General features: G+C 72.0%; 16 protein-coding genes. 14 read left to right on the top strand and 2 right to left on the bottom strand.

The genetic code is table 11. The features are described from left to right. Window positions 1–3: 3 nt before the first annotated feature. The 13 genes from P1K89_RS25875 to P1K89_RS25815 all read left to right on the top strand — a co-directional run bounded on the left by P1K89_RS25875 (window position 4) and on the right by P1K89_RS25815 (window position 13,447). On the top strand, window positions 4–1,626 hold the full coding sequence (locus P1K89_RS25875) for a benzoate-CoA ligase family protein (protein ID WP_284619422.1): 1,623 nt from the start codon (window positions 4–6) through the stop codon (window positions 1,624–1,626). Further along, on the top strand, window positions 1,623–2,417 hold the full coding sequence (locus tag P1K89_RS25870) for an alpha/beta fold hydrolase (protein WP_284619421.1): 795 nt from the start codon (window positions 1,623–1,625) through the stop codon (window positions 2,415–2,417). Before P1K89_RS25875 ends, P1K89_RS25870 begins: the two co-directional genes overlap by 4 nt. Before the next feature lie 55 nt (window positions 2,418–2,472). Beyond that, complete coding sequence (locus P1K89_RS25865) at window positions 2,473–3,645, top strand: ABC transporter substrate-binding protein (RefSeq protein ID WP_284619420.1); 1,173 nt, start codon at window positions 2,473–2,475, stop codon at window positions 3,643–3,645. An 87-nt stretch (window positions 3,646–3,732) separates the two neighbouring features. Continuing rightward, on the top strand, window positions 3,733–4,614 hold the full coding sequence (locus tag P1K89_RS25860; RefSeq protein ID WP_284619419.1) for a branched-chain amino acid ABC transporter permease: 882 nt from the start codon (window positions 3,733–3,735) through the stop codon (window positions 4,612–4,614). 20 nt (window positions 4,615–4,634) lie between these two features. Further along, window positions 4,635–5,642, top strand: coding sequence for a branched-chain amino acid ABC transporter permease (locus P1K89_RS25855; RefSeq protein ID WP_284619418.1), 1,008 nt, complete (start codon window positions 4,635–4,637; stop codon window positions 5,640–5,642). Beyond that, window positions 5,635–6,381, top strand: a complete 747-nt coding sequence (locus P1K89_RS25850) for an ABC transporter ATP-binding protein (protein WP_284619417.1) — start codon at window positions 5,635–5,637, stop codon at window positions 6,379–6,381. The genes P1K89_RS25855 and P1K89_RS25850 overlap by 8 nt, the downstream gene beginning before the upstream one ends. An 11-nt stretch (window positions 6,382–6,392) precedes the next feature. Next, a complete protein-coding gene (locus tag P1K89_RS25845; protein WP_284619416.1) occupies window positions 6,393–7,145 on the top strand; it encodes an ABC transporter ATP-binding protein in 753 nt (250 codons plus the stop codon). Window positions 7,146–7,181: 36 nt separating this feature from the next. Then, window positions 7,182–8,981 (top strand): feruloyl-CoA synthase, encoded by a 1,800-nt coding sequence (locus tag P1K89_RS25840; protein WP_284619415.1) that lies wholly within the window; start codon window positions 7,182–7,184, stop codon window positions 8,979–8,981. A gap of 25 nt (window positions 8,982–9,006) precedes the next feature. Then, complete coding sequence (locus tag P1K89_RS25835) at window positions 9,007–10,482, top strand: RNB domain-containing ribonuclease (protein ID WP_284619414.1); 1,476 nt, start codon at window positions 9,007–9,009, stop codon at window positions 10,480–10,482. 2 nt (window positions 10,483–10,484) lie between these two features. Continuing rightward, complete coding sequence (locus tag P1K89_RS25830) at window positions 10,485–11,309, top strand: helix-turn-helix domain-containing protein (protein ID WP_284619413.1); 825 nt, start codon at window positions 10,485–10,487, stop codon at window positions 11,307–11,309. Next, a complete protein-coding gene (locus P1K89_RS25825) occupies window positions 11,306–12,265 on the top strand; it encodes a DMT family transporter (protein WP_284619412.1) in 960 nt (319 codons plus the stop codon). Before P1K89_RS25830 ends, P1K89_RS25825 begins: the two co-directional genes overlap by 4 nt. A gap of 74 nt (window positions 12,266–12,339) precedes the next feature. Further along, complete coding sequence (locus P1K89_RS25820; RefSeq protein ID WP_284619411.1) at window positions 12,340–13,020, top strand: tetratricopeptide repeat protein; 681 nt, start codon at window positions 12,340–12,342, stop codon at window positions 13,018–13,020. Between the two features lie 94 nt (window positions 13,021–13,114). Continuing rightward, entirely contained in the window at window positions 13,115–13,447 is a 333-nt protein-coding gene (locus P1K89_RS25815; RefSeq protein ID WP_284619410.1) for a DUF2834 domain-containing protein, read from the top strand. 63 nt (window positions 13,448–13,510) lie between these two features. Here the strand turns inward: P1K89_RS25815 and P1K89_RS25810 are convergent, their stop codons facing one another. Continuing rightward, window positions 13,511–14,317: an AraC family transcriptional regulator gene (locus P1K89_RS25810; protein WP_284619409.1), complete on the bottom strand. Its 807-nt coding sequence runs from the start codon at window positions 14,315–14,317 to the stop codon at window positions 13,511–13,513. A 65-nt stretch (window positions 14,318–14,382) separates the two neighbouring features. On the opposite strand from P1K89_RS25810, the gene P1K89_RS25805 reads away from it, so the two are divergent. Beyond that, complete coding sequence (locus tag P1K89_RS25805; RefSeq protein WP_284619408.1) at window positions 14,383–16,065, top strand: tetratricopeptide repeat protein; 1,683 nt, start codon at window positions 14,383–14,385, stop codon at window positions 16,063–16,065. Between the two features lie 28 nt (window positions 16,066–16,093). Here P1K89_RS25805 and P1K89_RS25800 read toward each other — a convergent pair whose 3' ends face one another. Next, on the bottom strand, window positions 16,094–16,963 hold the full coding sequence (locus P1K89_RS25800) for a class I SAM-dependent methyltransferase (RefSeq protein WP_284619407.1): 870 nt from the start codon (window positions 16,961–16,963) through the stop codon (window positions 16,094–16,096). Window positions 16,964–16,965 lie beyond the last annotated feature (2 nt).

Here is a 16,965-nt window from a genome sequence, read left to right as displayed (position 1 = left end):
GCGATGAACCCCGAGACCCCGGACGTCGCAGCGCCGCCGTCGCACTTCAACTTCGCGCGCCACCTGCTCGAGCGCAACGCCTGCCGCGCCGAGAAGACCGCCTTCATCGACGACCACGGCCGCCTGAGCTACGGCGCGCTCGCCGACCGCATCCGCCGCTGCGCCAGCGGCCTGCGCGCACTGGGCCTGCACCGCGAGGAACGTGTGCTGCTGCTGATGCACGACAACAACCACTGGCCGGTGGCCTTCCTCGGCGCGCTTTACGCGGGCATCGAGCCGGTGGCCGTCAATACGCTGCTGACCGCGGCCGACTACGCGTTCATGCTGCAGAACAGCCGTGCGCAGGCCGCGCTGGTGTCCGCGGCCCTGCTGCCCACGCTGCAGGCGGCGATCGACGCGACGCAGGGCCGGCACGAACTGCAGGCCATCGTCGTCTCGCGGCCCGATCCGGCGCAGCAGCCGGCCTTGCCGAACGACGCGCTGGACTTCGAGGCCTGGCTCGCCGCGCACGCGCCGATGGCCGAAGCGGCCGACACGCTGGCCGACGACCCGGCCTTCTGGCTCTACTCGTCCGGCTCGACCGGCCAGCCCAAGGGCACGGTGCACACCCACGCCGCCCCGTACTGGACCGCCGAGCTCTATGGCCGGCACGTGCTGGGCCTGCGCGAGGACGACCTGTGCTTCTCGGCCGCCAAGCTGTTCTTCGCCTACGGCCTCGGCAATGCGCTGACCTTCCCTCTGAGCGTCGGCGCCACCACGCTGCTGATGGCCGAGCGGCCGACACCGGATGCCGTCTTCAAGCGCTGGACCGGCGAGCCGAAGCCGACCGTGTTCTTCGGTGCGCCGACCGGTTATGCCGGCATGCTGGCGTCGCCGAACCTGCCGAAGCGCGAGGACGTCGCGCTGCGCCTCGGTTCGTCGGCCGGCGAGGCGCTGCCGGCCGAGATCGGCCAGCGCTTCGGTGCGCACTTCGGCCTGGAGATCATCGACGGCATCGGCTCGACCGAGATGCTGCATGTCTTCCTGTCGAACCGCCCGGGCGACGTGCGCTACGGCACCACCGGCCGGCCGGTGCCCGGCTACGAGATCGAGCTGCGCGGCGACGACGGCCGCCCGCTGCCGCCCAAGCCCGACGGCTCCACCGACACCGGCGACCTCTACATCCGCGGCCCGAGCGCCGCGCTGATGTACTGGGGCAACCGCGAGAAGTCGCGCGACACCTTCCAGGGCGGCTGGACCAAGAGCGGCGACAAGTACCAGCGTAACGCCGACGGCACCTACACCTACGCGGGCCGCAGCGACGACATGCTGAAGGTCAGCGGGATCTATGTCTCGCCCTTCGAGGTCGAATCGACGCTGATGCAGCACCCGGCGGTGCTCGAGGCCGCGCTGATCGGCGTGCCCGATGCCGAGGGCCTGACCAAGACCAAGGCCTACGTCGTGCTGAAGCCGGGCGCGCAAGTCGACGGCCCGGCGCTGCAGGCCTTCGTGAAGGAGCGCCTCGCGCCGTACAAGTACCCGCGCGCGATCGAGTTCATCGCCGAGCTGCCGAAGACCGCCACCGGCAAGATCCAGCGCTTCCGGCTGCGGGAGCGCGAGGCATCGGCCAGGTCCGCCGGCCAGTGAGCACGTCGTTCGTCGACATCGACTGGCGCGGCCGCCGCGTGCGCATCGAGCACGCGTGGCTGGCGCCCGAACGCCGCGGCCGGCCGCTGATGGTGTTCCTGCACGAAGGCCTCGGCTCGCTGTCCGCGTGGAAGGACTTCCCCCGATCGCTGGTCGATGCGCTGGGCTGGCGCGGCCTCGTCTATTCGCGTCCCGGCTACGGCCGCTCGACGCCGCGTGCCGCGCAAGAAGCCTGGCAGCTCGACTTCCTGCACCGCCAGGCCCACGAGGTGCTGCCGGCGCTGCTCGCCGCGCTGGACATCGACACCGCCGCGGACCCGCCGGTGCTGTTCGGCCACAGCGACGGCGCGTCGATCGCGCTGCTGTTCGCCGCCCGCTTCCCGCGCCGGGTGCGCGCGCTGGTCGTCGTCGCGCCGCACATCGTCGTCGAGGACCTGTCGGTGAGCAGCATCGCGCAGGCGCGCGAGGCCTACCTGACCACGGACCTGCGCGACAGGCTGGCCCGCCACCACGACGATCCGGACTCGGCGTTCTGGGGCTGGAACGACATCTGGCTGCACCCGCCGTTCCGCGAGTGGTCGATCGAGGACGAGATCAGCTCCATCGCCTGCCCGGTGCTCGCGGTCCAGGGCGTCGATGACCAGTACGGCACGCTGGCGCAGGTGCACGGCATTGCCCGCCGCGTGCCCGGCACGCGGGTGGTCGAACTGCCCGACTGCCGCCACGCCGCCCATAAGGACCAACCCGAGGCGCTGATCGCGGCAGTTGGCAGCTTCGCGAAATTACTTTAGAGTTAAAGCAAATAGAGCCCTCGGCCCGGACAACCACCGCTTCAGGAGACCTTCGATGACCCCGCGTATGCACCTCCTGGCCGCCTGTGCGGCCGCCACCTTCGCGCTGATGGCCGGGCCCGCGGCGGCCCAGAACACCGGCAAGCTCAAGGTCGGCCTGATGCTGCCCTACACCGGCACCTTCGCGGCGCTGGGCAATGCCATCGAGAACGGCTTCCGCCTCTACGTCGCCGAGCAGGGCGGCAAGCTCGCCGGCCGCGAAATCGAGTTCTTCAAGGTCGACGACGAGTCCGATCCGTCGAAGGCCACGGACAACGTCAACAAGCTGATCAAGCGCGACCAGGTCGACGTGCTGGTGGGCACCGTGCACTCCGGCGTCGCGATGGCGATGGCCCGCGCGGCGAAGGAAACCGGCACCCTGCTGATCGTGCCCAACGCCGGCGCCGACGCGGTGACCGGCGCGATGTGCGCGCCGAACATCTTCCGCAGCTCGTTCTCGAACTGGCAGCCGGGCTACGCGATGGGCGAGGTGGTGGCCAAGAAGGGCCACAAGAACGTCGTCACCATCACCTGGAAGTACGCGGCCGGCGACGAATCGGTCAAGGGCTTCAAGGAAGCCTTCGAGAAGGGCGGCGGCAAGGTCACGAAGGAGCTGAGCCTGCCGTTCCCGAACGTCGAGTTCCAGGCGCTGCTGACCGAGATCGCGGCGGCCAAGCCCGATGCGGTCTACACCTTCTTCGCCGGCGGCGGCGCGGTGAAGTTCGTCAAGGACTACGCGGCCGCGGGCCTGAAGGGCAAGATCCCGCTCTATGCCGCGGGCTTCCTGACCGACGGCACGCTGGAAGCGCAAGGCGCCGACGCGGCCGACCTGCTGACCACGCTGCACTACGCGGACAGCCTGGGCACGCCGCGCGACAACGCCTTCCGCCTCAACTACGCGAAGACCTACAAGCTGCAGCCCGACGTCTATGCGGTGCAGGGCTACGACGCGGCGCAGATGCTCGGTGTCGGCCTCGGCGCGGTGAAGGGCGACGTGAGCAAGAAGGACGCCTTCGCCGACGCGCTGCGCAAGGCGAAGATCGACAGCCCGCGCGGGCCGTTCACCTTGTCGAAGGCCCACAACCCGGTGCAGGACATCTACCTGCGGCAGGTCAGCGGCAAGGAGAACAAGTCGATCGGCGTGGCGACCAAGTCGCTCGCCGACCCGGGCCGCGGCTGCAGGATGTAGCCGACCTTCCACGCCCCTCCGCCCGATTTCGCTGGTCCCGCATGAACCGGCGGCCGCGCTTCGGCCGCCGAGGGAAGGTCTTGCCCGATGGATGTCGCGACGTTCCTGATCCAGTGCCTCAACGCGCTGCAGTACGGCCTGCTGCTGTTCCTCGTCGCGTCCGGCCTGACGCTGATCTTCGGGATCATGGGCGTGATCAACCTCGCGCACGGCAGCTTCTACATGATCGGCGCGTACATGGCCTACGCGCTGGCGCCGGTGGTGGCGAACACCTTCGGCGGCGGCTTCTTCGCGACGCTGTTCGCCGGCCTGGTGCTGTCGGTGCTGCTGGGCTACGTGCTGGAGTGGGCGTTCTTCAGCTACCTCTACCAGCGTGAGCACCTGCAGCAGGTGCTGATGACCTACGGCCTGATCCTGGTCTTCGAGGAACTGCGCAGCCTGCTCGTCGGCGACGACGTGCACGGCGTGCAGCCGCCGCCGTCGCTGGCCGGCAGCGTGCCGCTGGGCGAGCTGATGACCTACCCGGTCTACCGGCTCTTCGTCTCGGCGATGTGCCTGCTGCTGGCGCTGGGCATGTACCTGGTGCTGTCGCGCACCCGGCTGGGCATGATGATCCGCGCCGGGTCGACGAACCGCGAGATGGTGCAGTCGCTGGGCATCGACATCCAGTTCCTCTACCGCGTAGTCTTCGCCGCGGGCGTGGCCATCGCGGTGCTCGCCGGCATGCTGGCCGCGCCGGTGTCCTCGGTCTACCCCGGCATGGGCAACAGCGTGCTGATCGTCTGCTTCGTCGTCGTCGTGATCGGCGGCATCGGCTCGATCCGCGGCGCGCTGCTGGCGGCATTGCTGATCGGCATCGTCGACACCTTCGGCAAGGTCTTCCTGCCGCAGGCGGCGGGCGTGCTGGTCTACGTGCTGATGGCGCTGATCCTGCTGTGGAAGCCGCAGGGCTTGTTCAAGGCGGCTTGACCCCACAACGGATGAAGACGATGGACACCGAAGACCGCGGCAAGCTGCTCTTCACCGGCGCCGTGTTCGCCGCGCTCGCGCTGTGGCCGGCCGTCGCCGGCTCCTACGGGCTGGACCTGGTCGGCAAGATCATGGTCTATGCGATCTTCGCGCTGAGCCTGGAGCTGCTGGTCGGCACCACCGGCCTGGTGTGCTTCGGCCAGGCGGCCTTCTTCGGCATCGGCGCGTATGCGGTGCCGCTGCTGGCGCCCGATGCCGACCCGGCGTCGATTGCCTGGCTGCTGCCCGCCGCGGTGCTCGCCGCGGGGCTGTATGCGCTGGTGGTCGGTGCACTGTCGCTGCGCACGCAGGGCGCCTACTTCATCATGGTCACGCTGGCCTTCGCGCAGATGGCCTACTACGTCGTGCACGACACCCCGCTGGGCGGCGGCACCGACGGCATCTACCTCACGGCCAAGCCGGTGCTCGGCTCGTTGATCGACCTCGACAGGCCGCTGGTGATGTACGGCTTCACGCTCGGCTGCCTGGTCGCCGTGTTCGCGCTGCTGGCGCTGGTCGGCCGCTCGCGCTTCGGCCGCGCGCTGGCCGGCATCAAGGCCAACGAGCAGCGCATGCGCGCCACCGGCTTCTCGACCTACCCGTACAAGCTCGCCGCGTTCACGCTGTCGGGCGCGATCGCCGGCCTGGCCGGTTTCCTGTTCGCGGTGAAGGACGGCTTCGTGAACCCGGAGCTGATGGGCTGGCACCTCAGCGGCGCGGTGCTGATCATGATCATCCTCGGCGGCCTCGGCCACCTGCGCGGCGCGCTGATCGGCGCCTTCGCCTTCGCGCTGCTGCAGGAGTTCTTCAAGTCCGAGGCGATCTTCGGCGGCTTCGCCAAGCACTGGCACCTGGGCCTCGGGCTGACCATCATCGCCAGCGTCGCGCTGCTGCCGAAAGGCCTGGTCGGCCTGCCGGCGCAGTGGCGCGCCCGCTTGATCGGCCGCCCCGCCGCCACCCCGGTGATCGCGGAGGCGCAAGATGCCTGACATCCTCATGCGCGCCGACGCGCTGACGCGCCGCTGGGGCGGCCTCGTCGCCGTCGACCAGGTCTCGCTGGCGCTCGAGCGCGGCGCCGTGCACGCGGTGATCGGCACCAACGGCGCCGGCAAGTCCACGCTGATCAACCTGCTGTCGGGCGAGATCCCGCCCTCGGGCGGCCGCGTCGAGCTGCTCGGCCGCGACGTCACCGCCTGGCCTCAGCCGAAGCGCGCCCGCGCCGGCCTCGGCCGCAGCTACCAGCGCAATACGATTTACCCGCAGTTCAGCGTCTTCGAGAACTGCCGCCTTGCCGCGCAGGCCCGGCACCAGAAGCCCTGGGCCTGGTGGCAACCTGCCACGCGCTGCGAGCAGACGCAGGCCGCGGCCGACGCCTCGGCGCGCCGCGCCGGCCTGCACGGCTTCTTCGACCGCACCGCCGGCAGCCTGTCGCACGGCCAGAAGCGCCAGCTCGAGATCGCGATGTGCCTGGCCACCGGCCCCGAGGTGCTGCTGCTCGACGAGCCGCTGGCCGGCATGGGCGCAGAGGAAACCGAACGCATGCTGGCGCTGCTGGACGAGCTGCGCGCCGGCCACGCGATCCTGCTGGTGGAGCACGACATGGACGCGGTGTTCCGCATCGCCGATCGCATCACGGTGATGGTCAACGGCGCGGTGATCGCGAGCGGCACGCCGGACGAGGTGCGCGCCGATGCGCAGGTGCAGTCGGCGTACCTCGGCGGGCACTGAAGGGGACCGACATGCACAGCGACACGATCCTCTCGGCCCGCGGCCTGCATGCCTGGTACGGCTCCAGCCATGTGCTGCACGGCATCGATCTGAACATCGGCCGCGGCGAGACGCTCGGCCTGCTCGGCCGCAACGGCATGGGCAAGAGCACGCTGATCCGCACGCTGCTGGGCCATGTGACGCAGCGCGAAGGTCGCATCACGCTGTTCGGGCACGACGCGTCGACGGCGAAGCCGCACGATGTCGCGCGCCAGGGCATCGCCTACGTGCCGGAAGGGCGCGGCGTGTTTCCGAACCTGACGGTGAAGGAAAACCTGGTGATGGCCGCGCGCCCGGCCGGCAAGGGCGGGGCACCGCGTGCCTTCACCAGCAGCGGGGCGCATCCCGGCGACGCCTGGACGCTCGGCCGTGTGCTGGCCACCTTCCCGCGCCTCGAAGAACGCCTGAACCACCTCGGCGGCCAACTTTCCGGCGGCGAGCAGCAGATGCTGTCGATCGGGCGCGCGCTGATGACGCACCCGGCGCTGGTCATCCTGGACGAAGCCACCGAAGGCCTGGCGCCGCTGATCGTCGCCGAGATCTGGCGCGTGATCGGCGAGATCCGCGCCAGCGGCATCGCGACGCTGATCGTCGACCGCGACTACCGCAAGGTGCTGTCGCGCAGCGACCGCGCGCTGGTGCTGCAGAAGGGCCGCGTCGTGCTGCAGGGCAGCGCGGCCGAGGTGGCCCGCGATCCGGCGCTTGCCGGCTGCCTGGGCGTGTAGTTCACTGTTTCTTGTTGGAACCCGCGGGAGCGCTTGATGGCCGACTTCTTCGACGACCCCGAACAACTCGCCCCGCCGCGCACGCTGTGCGAACGCCGGCCCGACGGCAGCCTGCTGCTGCGCAGCCCCGAACCGCTGGGCGAACATGCGCGCTGCATCGGCGAGTGGGTCGAACGCTGGGCGGCCGAGACGCCCGACGCGCTGGCGCTGGCCGAGCGCGATCGCGCCGGCGACTGGCGGCGGCTGTCGTACGGCGAACTGCGTCGCCAGATCGGCGCGCTGGCGCAATCGCTGCTCGACCTGGACCTGCCGGCCGGCCGCCCGGTCGTCGTGCTGTCGGACAACGCCGTCGACCATGCGCTGCTGCTGCTGGCGGCGATGCACGTCGGCCGGCCGGTCTGCACCGTCTCCAGCGCCTATTCGCGGCTGACCCGTGACCACACGAAGCTGCGCGGCATCCTGAAGGCGCTGCAGCCGGGGCTGGTCTACGCCGCCGACCAGGCGGTGTACGGCGCGGCCATCGAGGCGAGCGACGTCGATGCCCCGGTGCTCTACAGCCGGGGCGCGTCGGACGCCCCCGGTGCGCTGGACTTCGGCACGCTGCTGCAGGCCGAAGAGACCGCGGCGGTGATGAACGCCTTCCGCGCGATCGAACCCGATCACCACGCCAAGTACCTGCTGACCTCGGGCTCGACCGGCCATCCGAAGGTGGTGATCAACACCCACCGCATGCTGTGCGCCAACCAGCAGATGATCGCCCAGACCTGGCGCTTCCTGCGCCACACCAAGCCGGTGCTGCTGGACTGGCTGCCCTGGAGCCACACGTTCGGCGCGAACCACAACTTCAACCTCGTGCTCGCGCACGGCGGCGCGCTCTACATCGACGAGGGCCGGCCCGCGCCCGGCCTGATCGAGAAGACGGTGAAGAACCTGCGCGAGGTGAAGCCGACGCTGCACTTCAACGTGCCGCGCGGGCTGGACATGCTGCTGCCGCACTTCGAGGCCGACCATCACCTGGCGCGCGACGCGATGTCGCGGCTGCAGCTGATCTTCTACGCCGGCGCGGCGCTGCCGCCGGCCAGCTGGCAGCGGCTGGAATCGATAGCGTCCAAAGTGCGCGACACGCCGCTCTGGCTCACGACCTCCTGGGGCTCCACCGAGACCTCGCCGGCGGCCACCAGCGCGCACTGGAAGCTCGAAGGCGCCGGCAACATCGGCGCACCGCTGCCGGGCGTGGACCTGAAGCTCGTGCCGAACGGGGAAAAGCTCGAGATCCGCGTGCGCGGCGTGTCGGTCTTCCCCGGCTACCGCGACGCCCCCGAGCTCACCGCCGCCGCCTTCGACGACGAAGGCTTCTACCGCATCGGGGATGCCGGCTTCCTGGCCGATGCCGAGCGGCCCGAGCGCGGCGTGATGTTCAACGGCCGCGTCGCCGAGGACTTCAAGCTCGGCAGCGGCACCTGGGTGTCGGTGGGCACCTTGCGCGTCAAGCTGGTATCGGCCTTCGCGCCGTATGCGCAGGACGTGGTGCTGACCGGGCACGACCGCGACCAGCTCGGCGCACTGGTCTTCCCGAGCCCCGCAGCCGCGGCCGCCGACCCGCAGGTCGTGGCCGCGGCGATCCGCGATGCGCTCGATCGCCTGCGCGCCGAAGGCGGCGGTTCCTCGCAATGCCCGACGCGCGTGATGCTGCTCACCGAGCCCCCCAGCGCCGATGCCGGCGAGATCACCGACAAGGGCTACGTCAACCAGCGCGCGGTGCTGGCACGGCGGGCGCAGGAGGTCGAGACGCTGTATGCCAGTCCGGACGACGCGCGGGTGATCCGCGCCCGCTGAGGCCAGCGGCCGCACAATGCGGCCGATGCAACAGGCCGACCTGCACCGCCTGGCCGTCGATGCGCTGCGCGCGCGCGGCCTGCTCGACCACTTCGCGCCGCAGGCGCTCGCCGAGGCCGAGGCACTGCGCAGGCAGGGTCCGCGCGCGCAACGCGGCGCGCTGCGCGATCTGCGCGCGCTGGCCTGGTTCTCGATCGACAACGACGATACGCGCGACCTCGACCAGCTGAGCTGGGCCGAGCCGCTGCCCGGCGACGGCGCGCGGCTGCTGGTCGCGGTGGCCGACGTCGAGGCCTTCGTCGTGCACGCCGGTGCCATCGACAGCCATGCGGCGGCGAACACCACGTCGGTCTACACCGCCGCCGGCGTCTTCCCGATGCTGCCGCTGGCGCTGTCGACCGACCTCAGCTCGCTGCACGAGGGCCAGGACCGGCTGGCGGTGGTGGTCGACATGCAGCTGGATGCCGAGGGCATGGTGACCGCCAGCACGCTTTATCAGGCCCGGGTGCACAACCACGCCCGGTTGACCTACAACGACGTCGCCGCGTGGATGGACGATCCTGCGCACGCGGCACCCGGCCTTGCCGCGGCACTCGCCCGCGTGCCCGAGCTCGAGGCGCAACTGCGGCTGCATGAACGCCTGGCCGACCGGCTGCGCCGGCAACGCGTGCGACGCGGCGCCCTCAGCGTGCGCACCACGCAGGCCCGGCCCGTGTTCGACGACGCCGGCCAGCTGGTCGACCTGCGGCCGGACGAGAAGAACCGCGCGATGGACCTGATCGCCGACCTGATGATCGCGGCCAACAGCGCGACCGCCCGTTTCCTCGCGCAGCAGAAGTTCCCGTCGCTGCGCCGCATGCTGTCGGCACCGCGCCGCTGGGACCGCATCGTCGCGCTGGCCGCCTCGCATGGCGTCACGCTACCGCCGCAACCCGACGCGCTGGCGCTGGACCACTTCCTCGCCGAGCGCCGCGCCGCCGATCCGGCGGGCTTCAACGACCTGTCGCTGACCGTCATCAAGTCGCTGGGCTCGGGCGAGTACGCGGCCGAGCAGGGCAACGGCAACGGCGGCGCCACGGGCCATTTCGGCCTCGCGGTCGCCGACTATGCACACTCCACCGCGCCGAACCGCCGCTTCCCCGACCTCGTGACCCAGCGCCTGCTGAAGGCCGCGCTCGCCGGCGAGCCGCCGCCCTACGATGCCGGGCAGCTGGCGCTGATCGCGCGGCACTGCACGCTGCAGGAGGACAACGCCAACAAGGTCGAGCGCCAGGTGCTGAAGGCCGCGGCCGCGCTGCTGCTGCATGCGCGCATCGGCGAGGTCTTCGATGCCATCGTCACCGGCGCTTCGCCGAAGGGCACCTTCGTGCGCATCGCCAGGCCGATGGTCGAAGGGCGGCTGGTGCGCGGGCTCGAAGGCGCGGACGTGGGCGATGCGCTGCGCGTGCGCCTGCTGCAGGTCTCCGCCGAGCTCGGCCACCTGGACTTCGAGCGGGTCTGAGCGTGCCCTATGACCGCGACACCCTGTTCGCGACGCCGCTGATCAGCTGGCAGCAGGTGCGGCTGCTCGCGCCGCAGCCGCAATGGAGCGACGGCTACCGGCCCGCCGGCGCACGGCTGCTGCTGCTGCAGCAGGACCGGCTGGAGTGCGAGCTGACGCCCGAAGTCAGCGGCCACGGGGCCGGCGGCCGGCGCTTTCTCTGCGACGGCACCAGCGCGCTGTGGCTGACGCCGTCGCGCCCCTACCGCATGCGGCAGCCGGGCGCCGGCGTGCGCGGCCACCTGCTGTGCCTGCACGGCGACGAACCGTCGCACGCCGGCCGGCGCGCGGTGTCCCTGCAGCAACACCTTGCGCTGCGGCGCTGGCAGCGCGCGCTGCACGACGGCCTGATCGAGCCGCTGGCCCTGGAAGAGGCGCTGCTGGCGCTGCTGCAGGACGTGCTCGCGCAGCGGGTGGACGATGCCGGCGCCGCGCCGCGCGCGGTCGAGCGCACGCGCGAGCTGCTGGCCGCCGACCCGGCGCGCGGCGACACGCTGGCCGAGATCGCACGGGCGGTGCACGCCTCGCCCTACCACCTGGCGCGCCAGTTCCGGCGTCACACCGGCAGCACCGTGCACGGCCACCGCACGCGCCTGCGCATCACGCTGGCGCTGCAGCGCCTGGCGCAGGGCGCATCCGACCTGACGCAACTGGCGCTGGACCTCGGCTTCGCGAGCCACAGCCATTTCAGCGCCGCGTTCCGCCGCGCGACCGGCACGACGCCGAGCGCATTGCGCACGATTTCGACAGCGCGCGCTGGCGCCGGCGCCGCAGACTCGGCGCGATGAGCTCGCCCGATGCGCCCCGAGACCACGACCGCCGCCGCCTGACCGCCGGGCTGCTGTTCGGCCTCGCCGCCGCGCTGATCGGCGGGCTGTGGCAGGTCGCCACCCGCCATGCGGTGACCACCTCGCTGCCGCCCGCCGAATTGGCCTGGCTGCGCTACGGCATTCCCGCGCTGCTGCTGGCGCCGGTCACGTGGCGCTGCGGGCTGAAGCCGCCGACGCTGGCACCCCGCCACGCGCTCTTCCTGCTGCTGGGCGCGGGGCTGCCGTTCGGGCTGATCGCGATGAGCGGCACCCGGCTCGCGCCGGCCGCGCACATGGGCGTGCTGATGGCCGGCGCGACGCCGCTGTTCGCCAGCGCGCTCGGCTGGCTGTTGTGGCGCGAGCGCATCGATGCCGCGCGCGGGGCCGGGCTGGCGCTGATGGCCGCGGGCGTCGTGCTGCTCGGCGGACGCTCGCTGGCCGAGGCCGGCGCGGGCGGCTCCGCGTCGACGGTGTGGCAGGGCGATGTCCTGCTGCTGCTCGCCGCGCTGCTGTGGGCCGGCTACACGCTGGCCTTTCGCCGCTCCGGCCTGAACGCGTGGCAGGGCGCGGCGCTGGTCAACACCTGGTCGCTCGCGCTGCTCGTGCCGCTGGTGCTGGCGGTGGAGGGGGCCTGGCCGCAGCAGCTGTTCACGCTGGACGCCGGCACGCTGGCCTGGCACGCGCTGTCGCAGGGCGTGGTCGCCGGCGTGCTGGGCCTGTGGACCTTCTCGGCCACGGTCGAGCGGCTCGGTGCCGCCGGCGCCTCGGCCTTCGGCGCGCTGGTACCGGTGGTCTCGGCCGTCGGCGGCTGGTGGTGGCTGGACGATCCGCTGGGGCCCCTGGACGCACTGGCCGTCGCCGCCGCGGTGGCCGGCGTCGTGCTGGCCAGCGGCGCGCTGGCGCTGCGCCGCGCGGCGCCCGTGCGCGCCACCTGATCCCCCGCATTCGGGGGGCACGGACCGCCCTCGCGGCGCGTGGACAATCCCGCGTTCGACCCGAGGAGAGGGCTTTGCGTAACAAGCCGCTGGAGATGCGCAGGACGTCCCGACAGAGCGTGCCGCTGTGGCGCAAGCTGCCGTCGCTGCTGCGCCGCCGCGGCGCGCCCGAGGCGGCCGAGGCGCCGGCCACCGTCGCCGCGCCCGAAGCCTTCTGGGACCGGCTGAACGCACTGCTCGACGACTGCCGCTACGGCGAGGCGATCGCCGCGCTGAAGGACGCGCTGCGCTCGTCGCCGCACGATCCCGAGCTGAACGACCAGCTGCATGCGCTGTACACCGAGGTCGGCGACACCGTGTCGGTGCTGGCGCACGGCCCGCAGTGGGTCGCCGCCCAGGCGCTCGACGGCCGCGGCCGCGCCGCGCTGGCGGCGCTGAAGACGCTGCAGAAGATCGATGCCCGCTTCGAGCTGCAGGACGCCGATGCGCTGCTGCCGCTGGCCAAGGCCGCCGTGCAGCACGGTGAGCAGGCGCTCGCGGTGCAGCTGCTGCAGGGCTTCGACAAGCGCTTCCCCGAGCACCCGGACCTGCCCGGCGTCTACTTCCTCGGCGCGCAGCTGATGAGCGAATACGGCCGCCGCCACGAGCAGGCCACCAAGCTGCTGAAGCGCCTGCTCAAGCGCTATTCCGGCCACGCGCTGGCCGGCGAGATGCGCACCTACCTCGAGCTGCTGCAGCGCGTGCAGGTGCGCTGACGGCCCGCGGGCCACGCGCGGCGGCGGCGCGCGCGGCCGAGCGAACGACGCGTTTTTCCTATCCGGCGGCGTACCGGCCCGCTAGCCTTCGGCCATGACTTCGAACCGCGCATCCCGGGTCCTGCTGCTCGTCCTCGCTCTTCTCGGCCTGCTGGTGCCCTGGAGCTACAACCTGCAGTACTTCGCGGCCGGGGGAAGCGTGCTGCCGGGGGCCTTCTTCGGCAGTGCATTCGCCAATCCGCTCACCACGGCCATCACGCTGGACGTCTACCTCGCCGCCGGCGGATTCAGCGTCGGTGTCGCCGGAGACCGGCAGGCCGGGCGCTGGCGCTGGTGGGCCATTCCGGCGACGTTCCTCGTGGGGCTTTCGTTCGCGCTGCCAGCCTATTTGTGGTGGCGCACCGCCGAGCCGTCCGCGTCCGGTTGACGACGACCCGCGGCAGCGCTGCGCAGCTCACGCGGGCCCTGCCCGGGCACGCTCCAAGGACGCTCAGCCTCCGAGCAAGCGGCGGGCGGCCAGCGGCCACCACGGCGAATCGGGCAGCGCGGCGGACAGCAGGGCGCCCATCGGCGCGCCGGCCAGATGGCGGGTTTCGCTGGCGAAATGCGATTGGTCGTAGTACCCCGCTTCCAGTGCAACGTCCACCATCCGCGCGGGCCGCGCGGTCAGGGCCGTCGACAGCGCCCCGTGGAATCGCGTCAGGCGTTGGAACTGCTTCGGCGTCACGCCGAGGATCTCCCTGCAGTGCCGTTCCAGCTGCCGATGCCCCAGGCCCAGGTGCCAGCCGGCCTGCGCGCCATGCCGACCCACCGCATCGCACAGCCGCGCATGGCCCGCTTCCCGGCCTCGCGACACGATCGCCATCGTGCGGCGGAAGCTGGCCGCGAGCGCCCGCAGGCATTCGATGTCCGTGCGCGAGCGATCCACCGCCTCCTCGACCCGCAACGCCTCGTGCGCGCCAGCAACAGTGTCCCAGCCGAGCACCTGGTCGGCGACGGCGCCGGTCGCATGGCCCAGCAGGCACGCCGCCGCCGACGGCCGCACCAGCAGTCCCAGCGCCGCAAATTCCCCGGCATGCGGATGGAACACGGGCACGGTGCTCAGCGTGTGGAACGTGATCGGCGGACAGAGCACCCGGCGCGCGGGGAACCGATCGGCGACCTGCGCGAGCCGCAGTGAGAGCATGCCGTGGGGAATGGCGGGGAAGTGCGACCCGGCCGCCGAAGCCAGCCGAACGATGACGGCGCCGTCGATCCAGTGGGCCATGTCCGGCGGCGGCGGTAAGACCTGCAGCATGGCCGCCATTGTCCGGCCGCGCGCCGGGCACAATCGCCGCCGCATCGACGGAAGGGAGGCCAGGGATGCACGACGACAAGCTCGAGGTTCGCGTCGAGCAGGCGCACATCACGCCGTTCTGGCACAAGCTGCCGTTCTTCTTCACGTTCCCGTTCCGCATCGGCCCGCTGGTCTTCATGGCCTGCCTGGTGCTCGCCAGCGCGCTCGCCGGGCTGGTGCTCGGCAGCTTCGGCCTGCTGTTCAAGGGCCTGCTCGTGTACCTCGGGCTGCGCTACGGCTTCAACGTGCTGGAGCTCTTCGCCAGGGGCCGCTTCGAAGGCGAATCGCCCGACCACACGCTGTGGGGGCCCGAGAAGCGCCCGGCCAAGCTGGGCCTCGTCATCCTGCTGTTCATCCTGGTCGGCGGCCTGCTGGGCGACCGGCTGGTCGATTCGCGCATCGCGCGCGACCCGGCCGTGCAGTCGCAGATCCTCGCCACGGCCGCGCGCGACCGCGACCTCACGCTGCCGTCGCCCAGTGCCGCGAAGGCCGCTGTCGAGCCCGTCGCACCCGCCGCCCCGGCCGCCGCCGGCGCTGATGCCGACAACGACACCGACGACGAACCCGCCGGCGTCGCGACCGCCGACACGGCAACCGGCGTCGCCGCCGCCGCCGATCCGGCAACCGGCGCCGCGAACGCCGCCGAGGCGGCCACCCGTCGCGCCGAGCTGCTCGAGGCCTACCGCCCGGAGGCCTTCGAGCCGGCCTGGTTCCGGCTGCTGCCGGCCTGGTACTGGCTGGTGATGCTGCTGCTGAGCCTGATGCTGCCGGCCGCCACCATCGTCATCGCGCTCGACGACGCCTTCTTCCGCTCGCTGAACCCGCTGAACGTGCTGCACTACGCCGGCACGATGCGCGGCGCCTACTTCGTGCTGTGGGCCTTCTTCCTGCTGATCGCCGGCGCCCGGCACCTCGTGCTGACGGTCGGTGCCGGCTGGCCGACGGTGCTGCGGCTGCCGGTCGAGCTGGGCCTGGCCACCTACCTCGGCCTGGTGCTGTGCGCGCTGCTCGGCTACGCGCTGTACCAGTTCCACCAGGAGCTGCGGCTCGACGTCGAGGTCGACTTCGACACCCACCGCCGGGCCGGTGGCGCCGAGCGCATCGCGCGCACGGGCTCCACGCATGCCGCGCTGCGCGAGGCCGCCGGCCCGCAGGACAAGCTCGAGCGCAAGCTGCAGCCGCTGCTGGCCGAAGGACGTTTCGCGGAAGCGATCGCCGAGGTGAAGGACGAGATGCGCTACGCGAAGCTCGACCCCGAGCTGAACGACCGGCTGCATGCGATCCACGTGCAATCGGGCGACCACGCCGCAACGCTCGCGCATGGCCAGCAGTGGGTCGCCGCGCTGGCGCTGGCCGACCGCGGCAAGGCCGCGCTGGCGGCCCTGCGCTCGCTGCAGCAGCTGGACGCCGGCTTCGTCGTGGCCGAGGGCCGCGCGCTGCTGCCGCTGGCCAAGGCGGCGATCAAGCAGGGCGAACACGCGCTGGCCGTGAAGCTGCTGCAGGGCTTCGACAAGCGCTTCCCGGACCACGCGGACCTGCCGGCGGTGTACTTCCTCGGTGCGCAGCTGATGAGCGAACACGCGCGCCAGCACGACAAGGCCGCGAAGCTGCTGCGCGGGGTGCTCGCCCGCTACCCCGGCCACGCGCTGGCCGGCGAGGTGCAGACCTACCTGGCGGTGCTCGAGCGCCTGCCGCAGGCGCCGCGCTGACGCCGGAAGGACGCGGCGCGCCGGCGCGTCAAGGCCCCACGCGCAGCCGCGCGATGCCGTACAGCGGCACGCCGAAGCACCAGCGGAAGAAGGGGTCCAGCGTCGTGTACGGCCAGCCGTAGCCCTGCATCACGCGGTGTTCGGCCTCGAACACCAGCCGCGGGTGCAGCGCGGCCAGCTCGTCGCTGCGCCGCACGCCCCAGCGGAACTGCGCGCCGGTGCGGCGCACGCTGGGATGCCACTGCGCATGGCCGACGGCCATCGCGCAGATGAAGTCGAACAGCAGCAGCGACCCCGGCGGCGCATGCTCGCCGACCTCGTCCATCAGCGCCTGCACTTGCGCCGGCGACAGGTACATCAGCACGCCTTCGCAGACCAGCAGCAGCGGCGCGGCATGTTTCGCCCGCTCGGGCAGCCCGAGCGCCCGCCACCAACCCGGCCGGGCGAGGTCGATGCCGCAGTTGCGGCGCCGCGGCTGGCTCGGCAGCAGCGTCTCGCGCAGCGCGATCACCTCGGGCAGGTCGGCGTCGATCCAGCGGTTGCGGCCGCGGTCCAGCCACTGGAAGTAGTGCGCCAGGCCGCAACCCAGGCTGACGCCCAAAGCACGCGGGTGCGCGTCGAGGAAGGCCTCGGCCTGGGCGCGGAAAGCGCGGGTGCGGGCGAGCACGCCGTACAGCGTCGGCCGGTCGGCCAGGAAGGGCTGCACCTCGGCGCCCAGGGCCTGCATCAGGCGCGCCGCGTGGCGGTCGCCGGCCGCCACCTCGGGAAACAGCGCGTCGCCGCCGGCGCGCGCGGCCAGCGGGATCAGCAGCGTCGAGGCCACTGCGCCGAGGCCGGGCATCTGGCAGCCGGCGGGCGCGTCGACGGGGCCAGGGCGTTCGTGCACGTGCGGCGACATGG

This window comes from Aquabacterium humicola, from assembly GCF_030167915.1.
GTDB lineage: Bacteria > Pseudomonadota > Gammaproteobacteria > Burkholderiales > Burkholderiaceae_C > Pseudaquabacterium > Pseudaquabacterium humicola.
The sequence above is the reverse complement of the archived record's forward strand: the minus strand, read 5'-3'. Positions and strand labels throughout refer to the sequence as shown.

Excerpts from the sequence above, each read along its gene's own strand:
- P1K89_RS25800 (WP_284619407.1), bottom strand. The coding sequence starts at position 16,963 with ATGTCGCCGCACGTGCACGAACGCCCTGGCCCCGTCGACGCGCCCGCC.
- P1K89_RS25860 (WP_284619419.1), top strand. The coding sequence starts at position 3,733 with ATGGATGTCGCGACGTTCCTGATCCAGTGCCTCAACGCGCTGCAGTAC.
- P1K89_RS25835 (WP_284619414.1), top strand. The coding sequence starts at position 9,007 with ATGCAACAGGCCGACCTGCACCGCCTGGCCGTCGATGCGCTGCGCGCG.
- P1K89_RS25815 (WP_284619410.1), top strand. The coding sequence starts at position 13,115 with ATGACTTCGAACCGCGCATCCCGGGTCCTGCTGCTCGTCCTCGCTCTT.
- P1K89_RS25805 (WP_284619408.1), top strand. The coding sequence starts at position 14,383 with ATGCACGACGACAAGCTCGAGGTTCGCGTCGAGCAGGCGCACATCACG.
- P1K89_RS25855 (WP_284619418.1), top strand. The coding sequence starts at position 4,635 with ATGGACACCGAAGACCGCGGCAAGCTGCTCTTCACCGGCGCCGTGTTC.
- P1K89_RS25865 (WP_284619420.1), top strand. The coding sequence starts at position 2,473 with ATGACCCCGCGTATGCACCTCCTGGCCGCCTGTGCGGCCGCCACCTTC.
- P1K89_RS25825 (WP_284619412.1), top strand. The coding sequence starts at position 11,306 with ATGAGCTCGCCCGATGCGCCCCGAGACCACGACCGCCGCCGCCTGACC.
- P1K89_RS25840 (WP_284619415.1), top strand. The coding sequence starts at position 7,182 with ATGGCCGACTTCTTCGACGACCCCGAACAACTCGCCCCGCCGCGCACG.
- P1K89_RS25850 (WP_284619417.1), top strand. The coding sequence starts at position 5,635 with ATGCCTGACATCCTCATGCGCGCCGACGCGCTGACGCGCCGCTGGGGC.
- P1K89_RS25810 (WP_284619409.1), bottom strand. The coding sequence starts at position 14,317 with ATGCTGCAGGTCTTACCGCCGCCGCCGGACATGGCCCACTGGATCGAC.
- P1K89_RS25845 (WP_284619416.1), top strand. The coding sequence starts at position 6,393 with ATGCACAGCGACACGATCCTCTCGGCCCGCGGCCTGCATGCCTGGTAC.
- P1K89_RS25875 (WP_284619422.1), top strand. The coding sequence starts at position 4 with ATGAACCCCGAGACCCCGGACGTCGCAGCGCCGCCGTCGCACTTCAAC.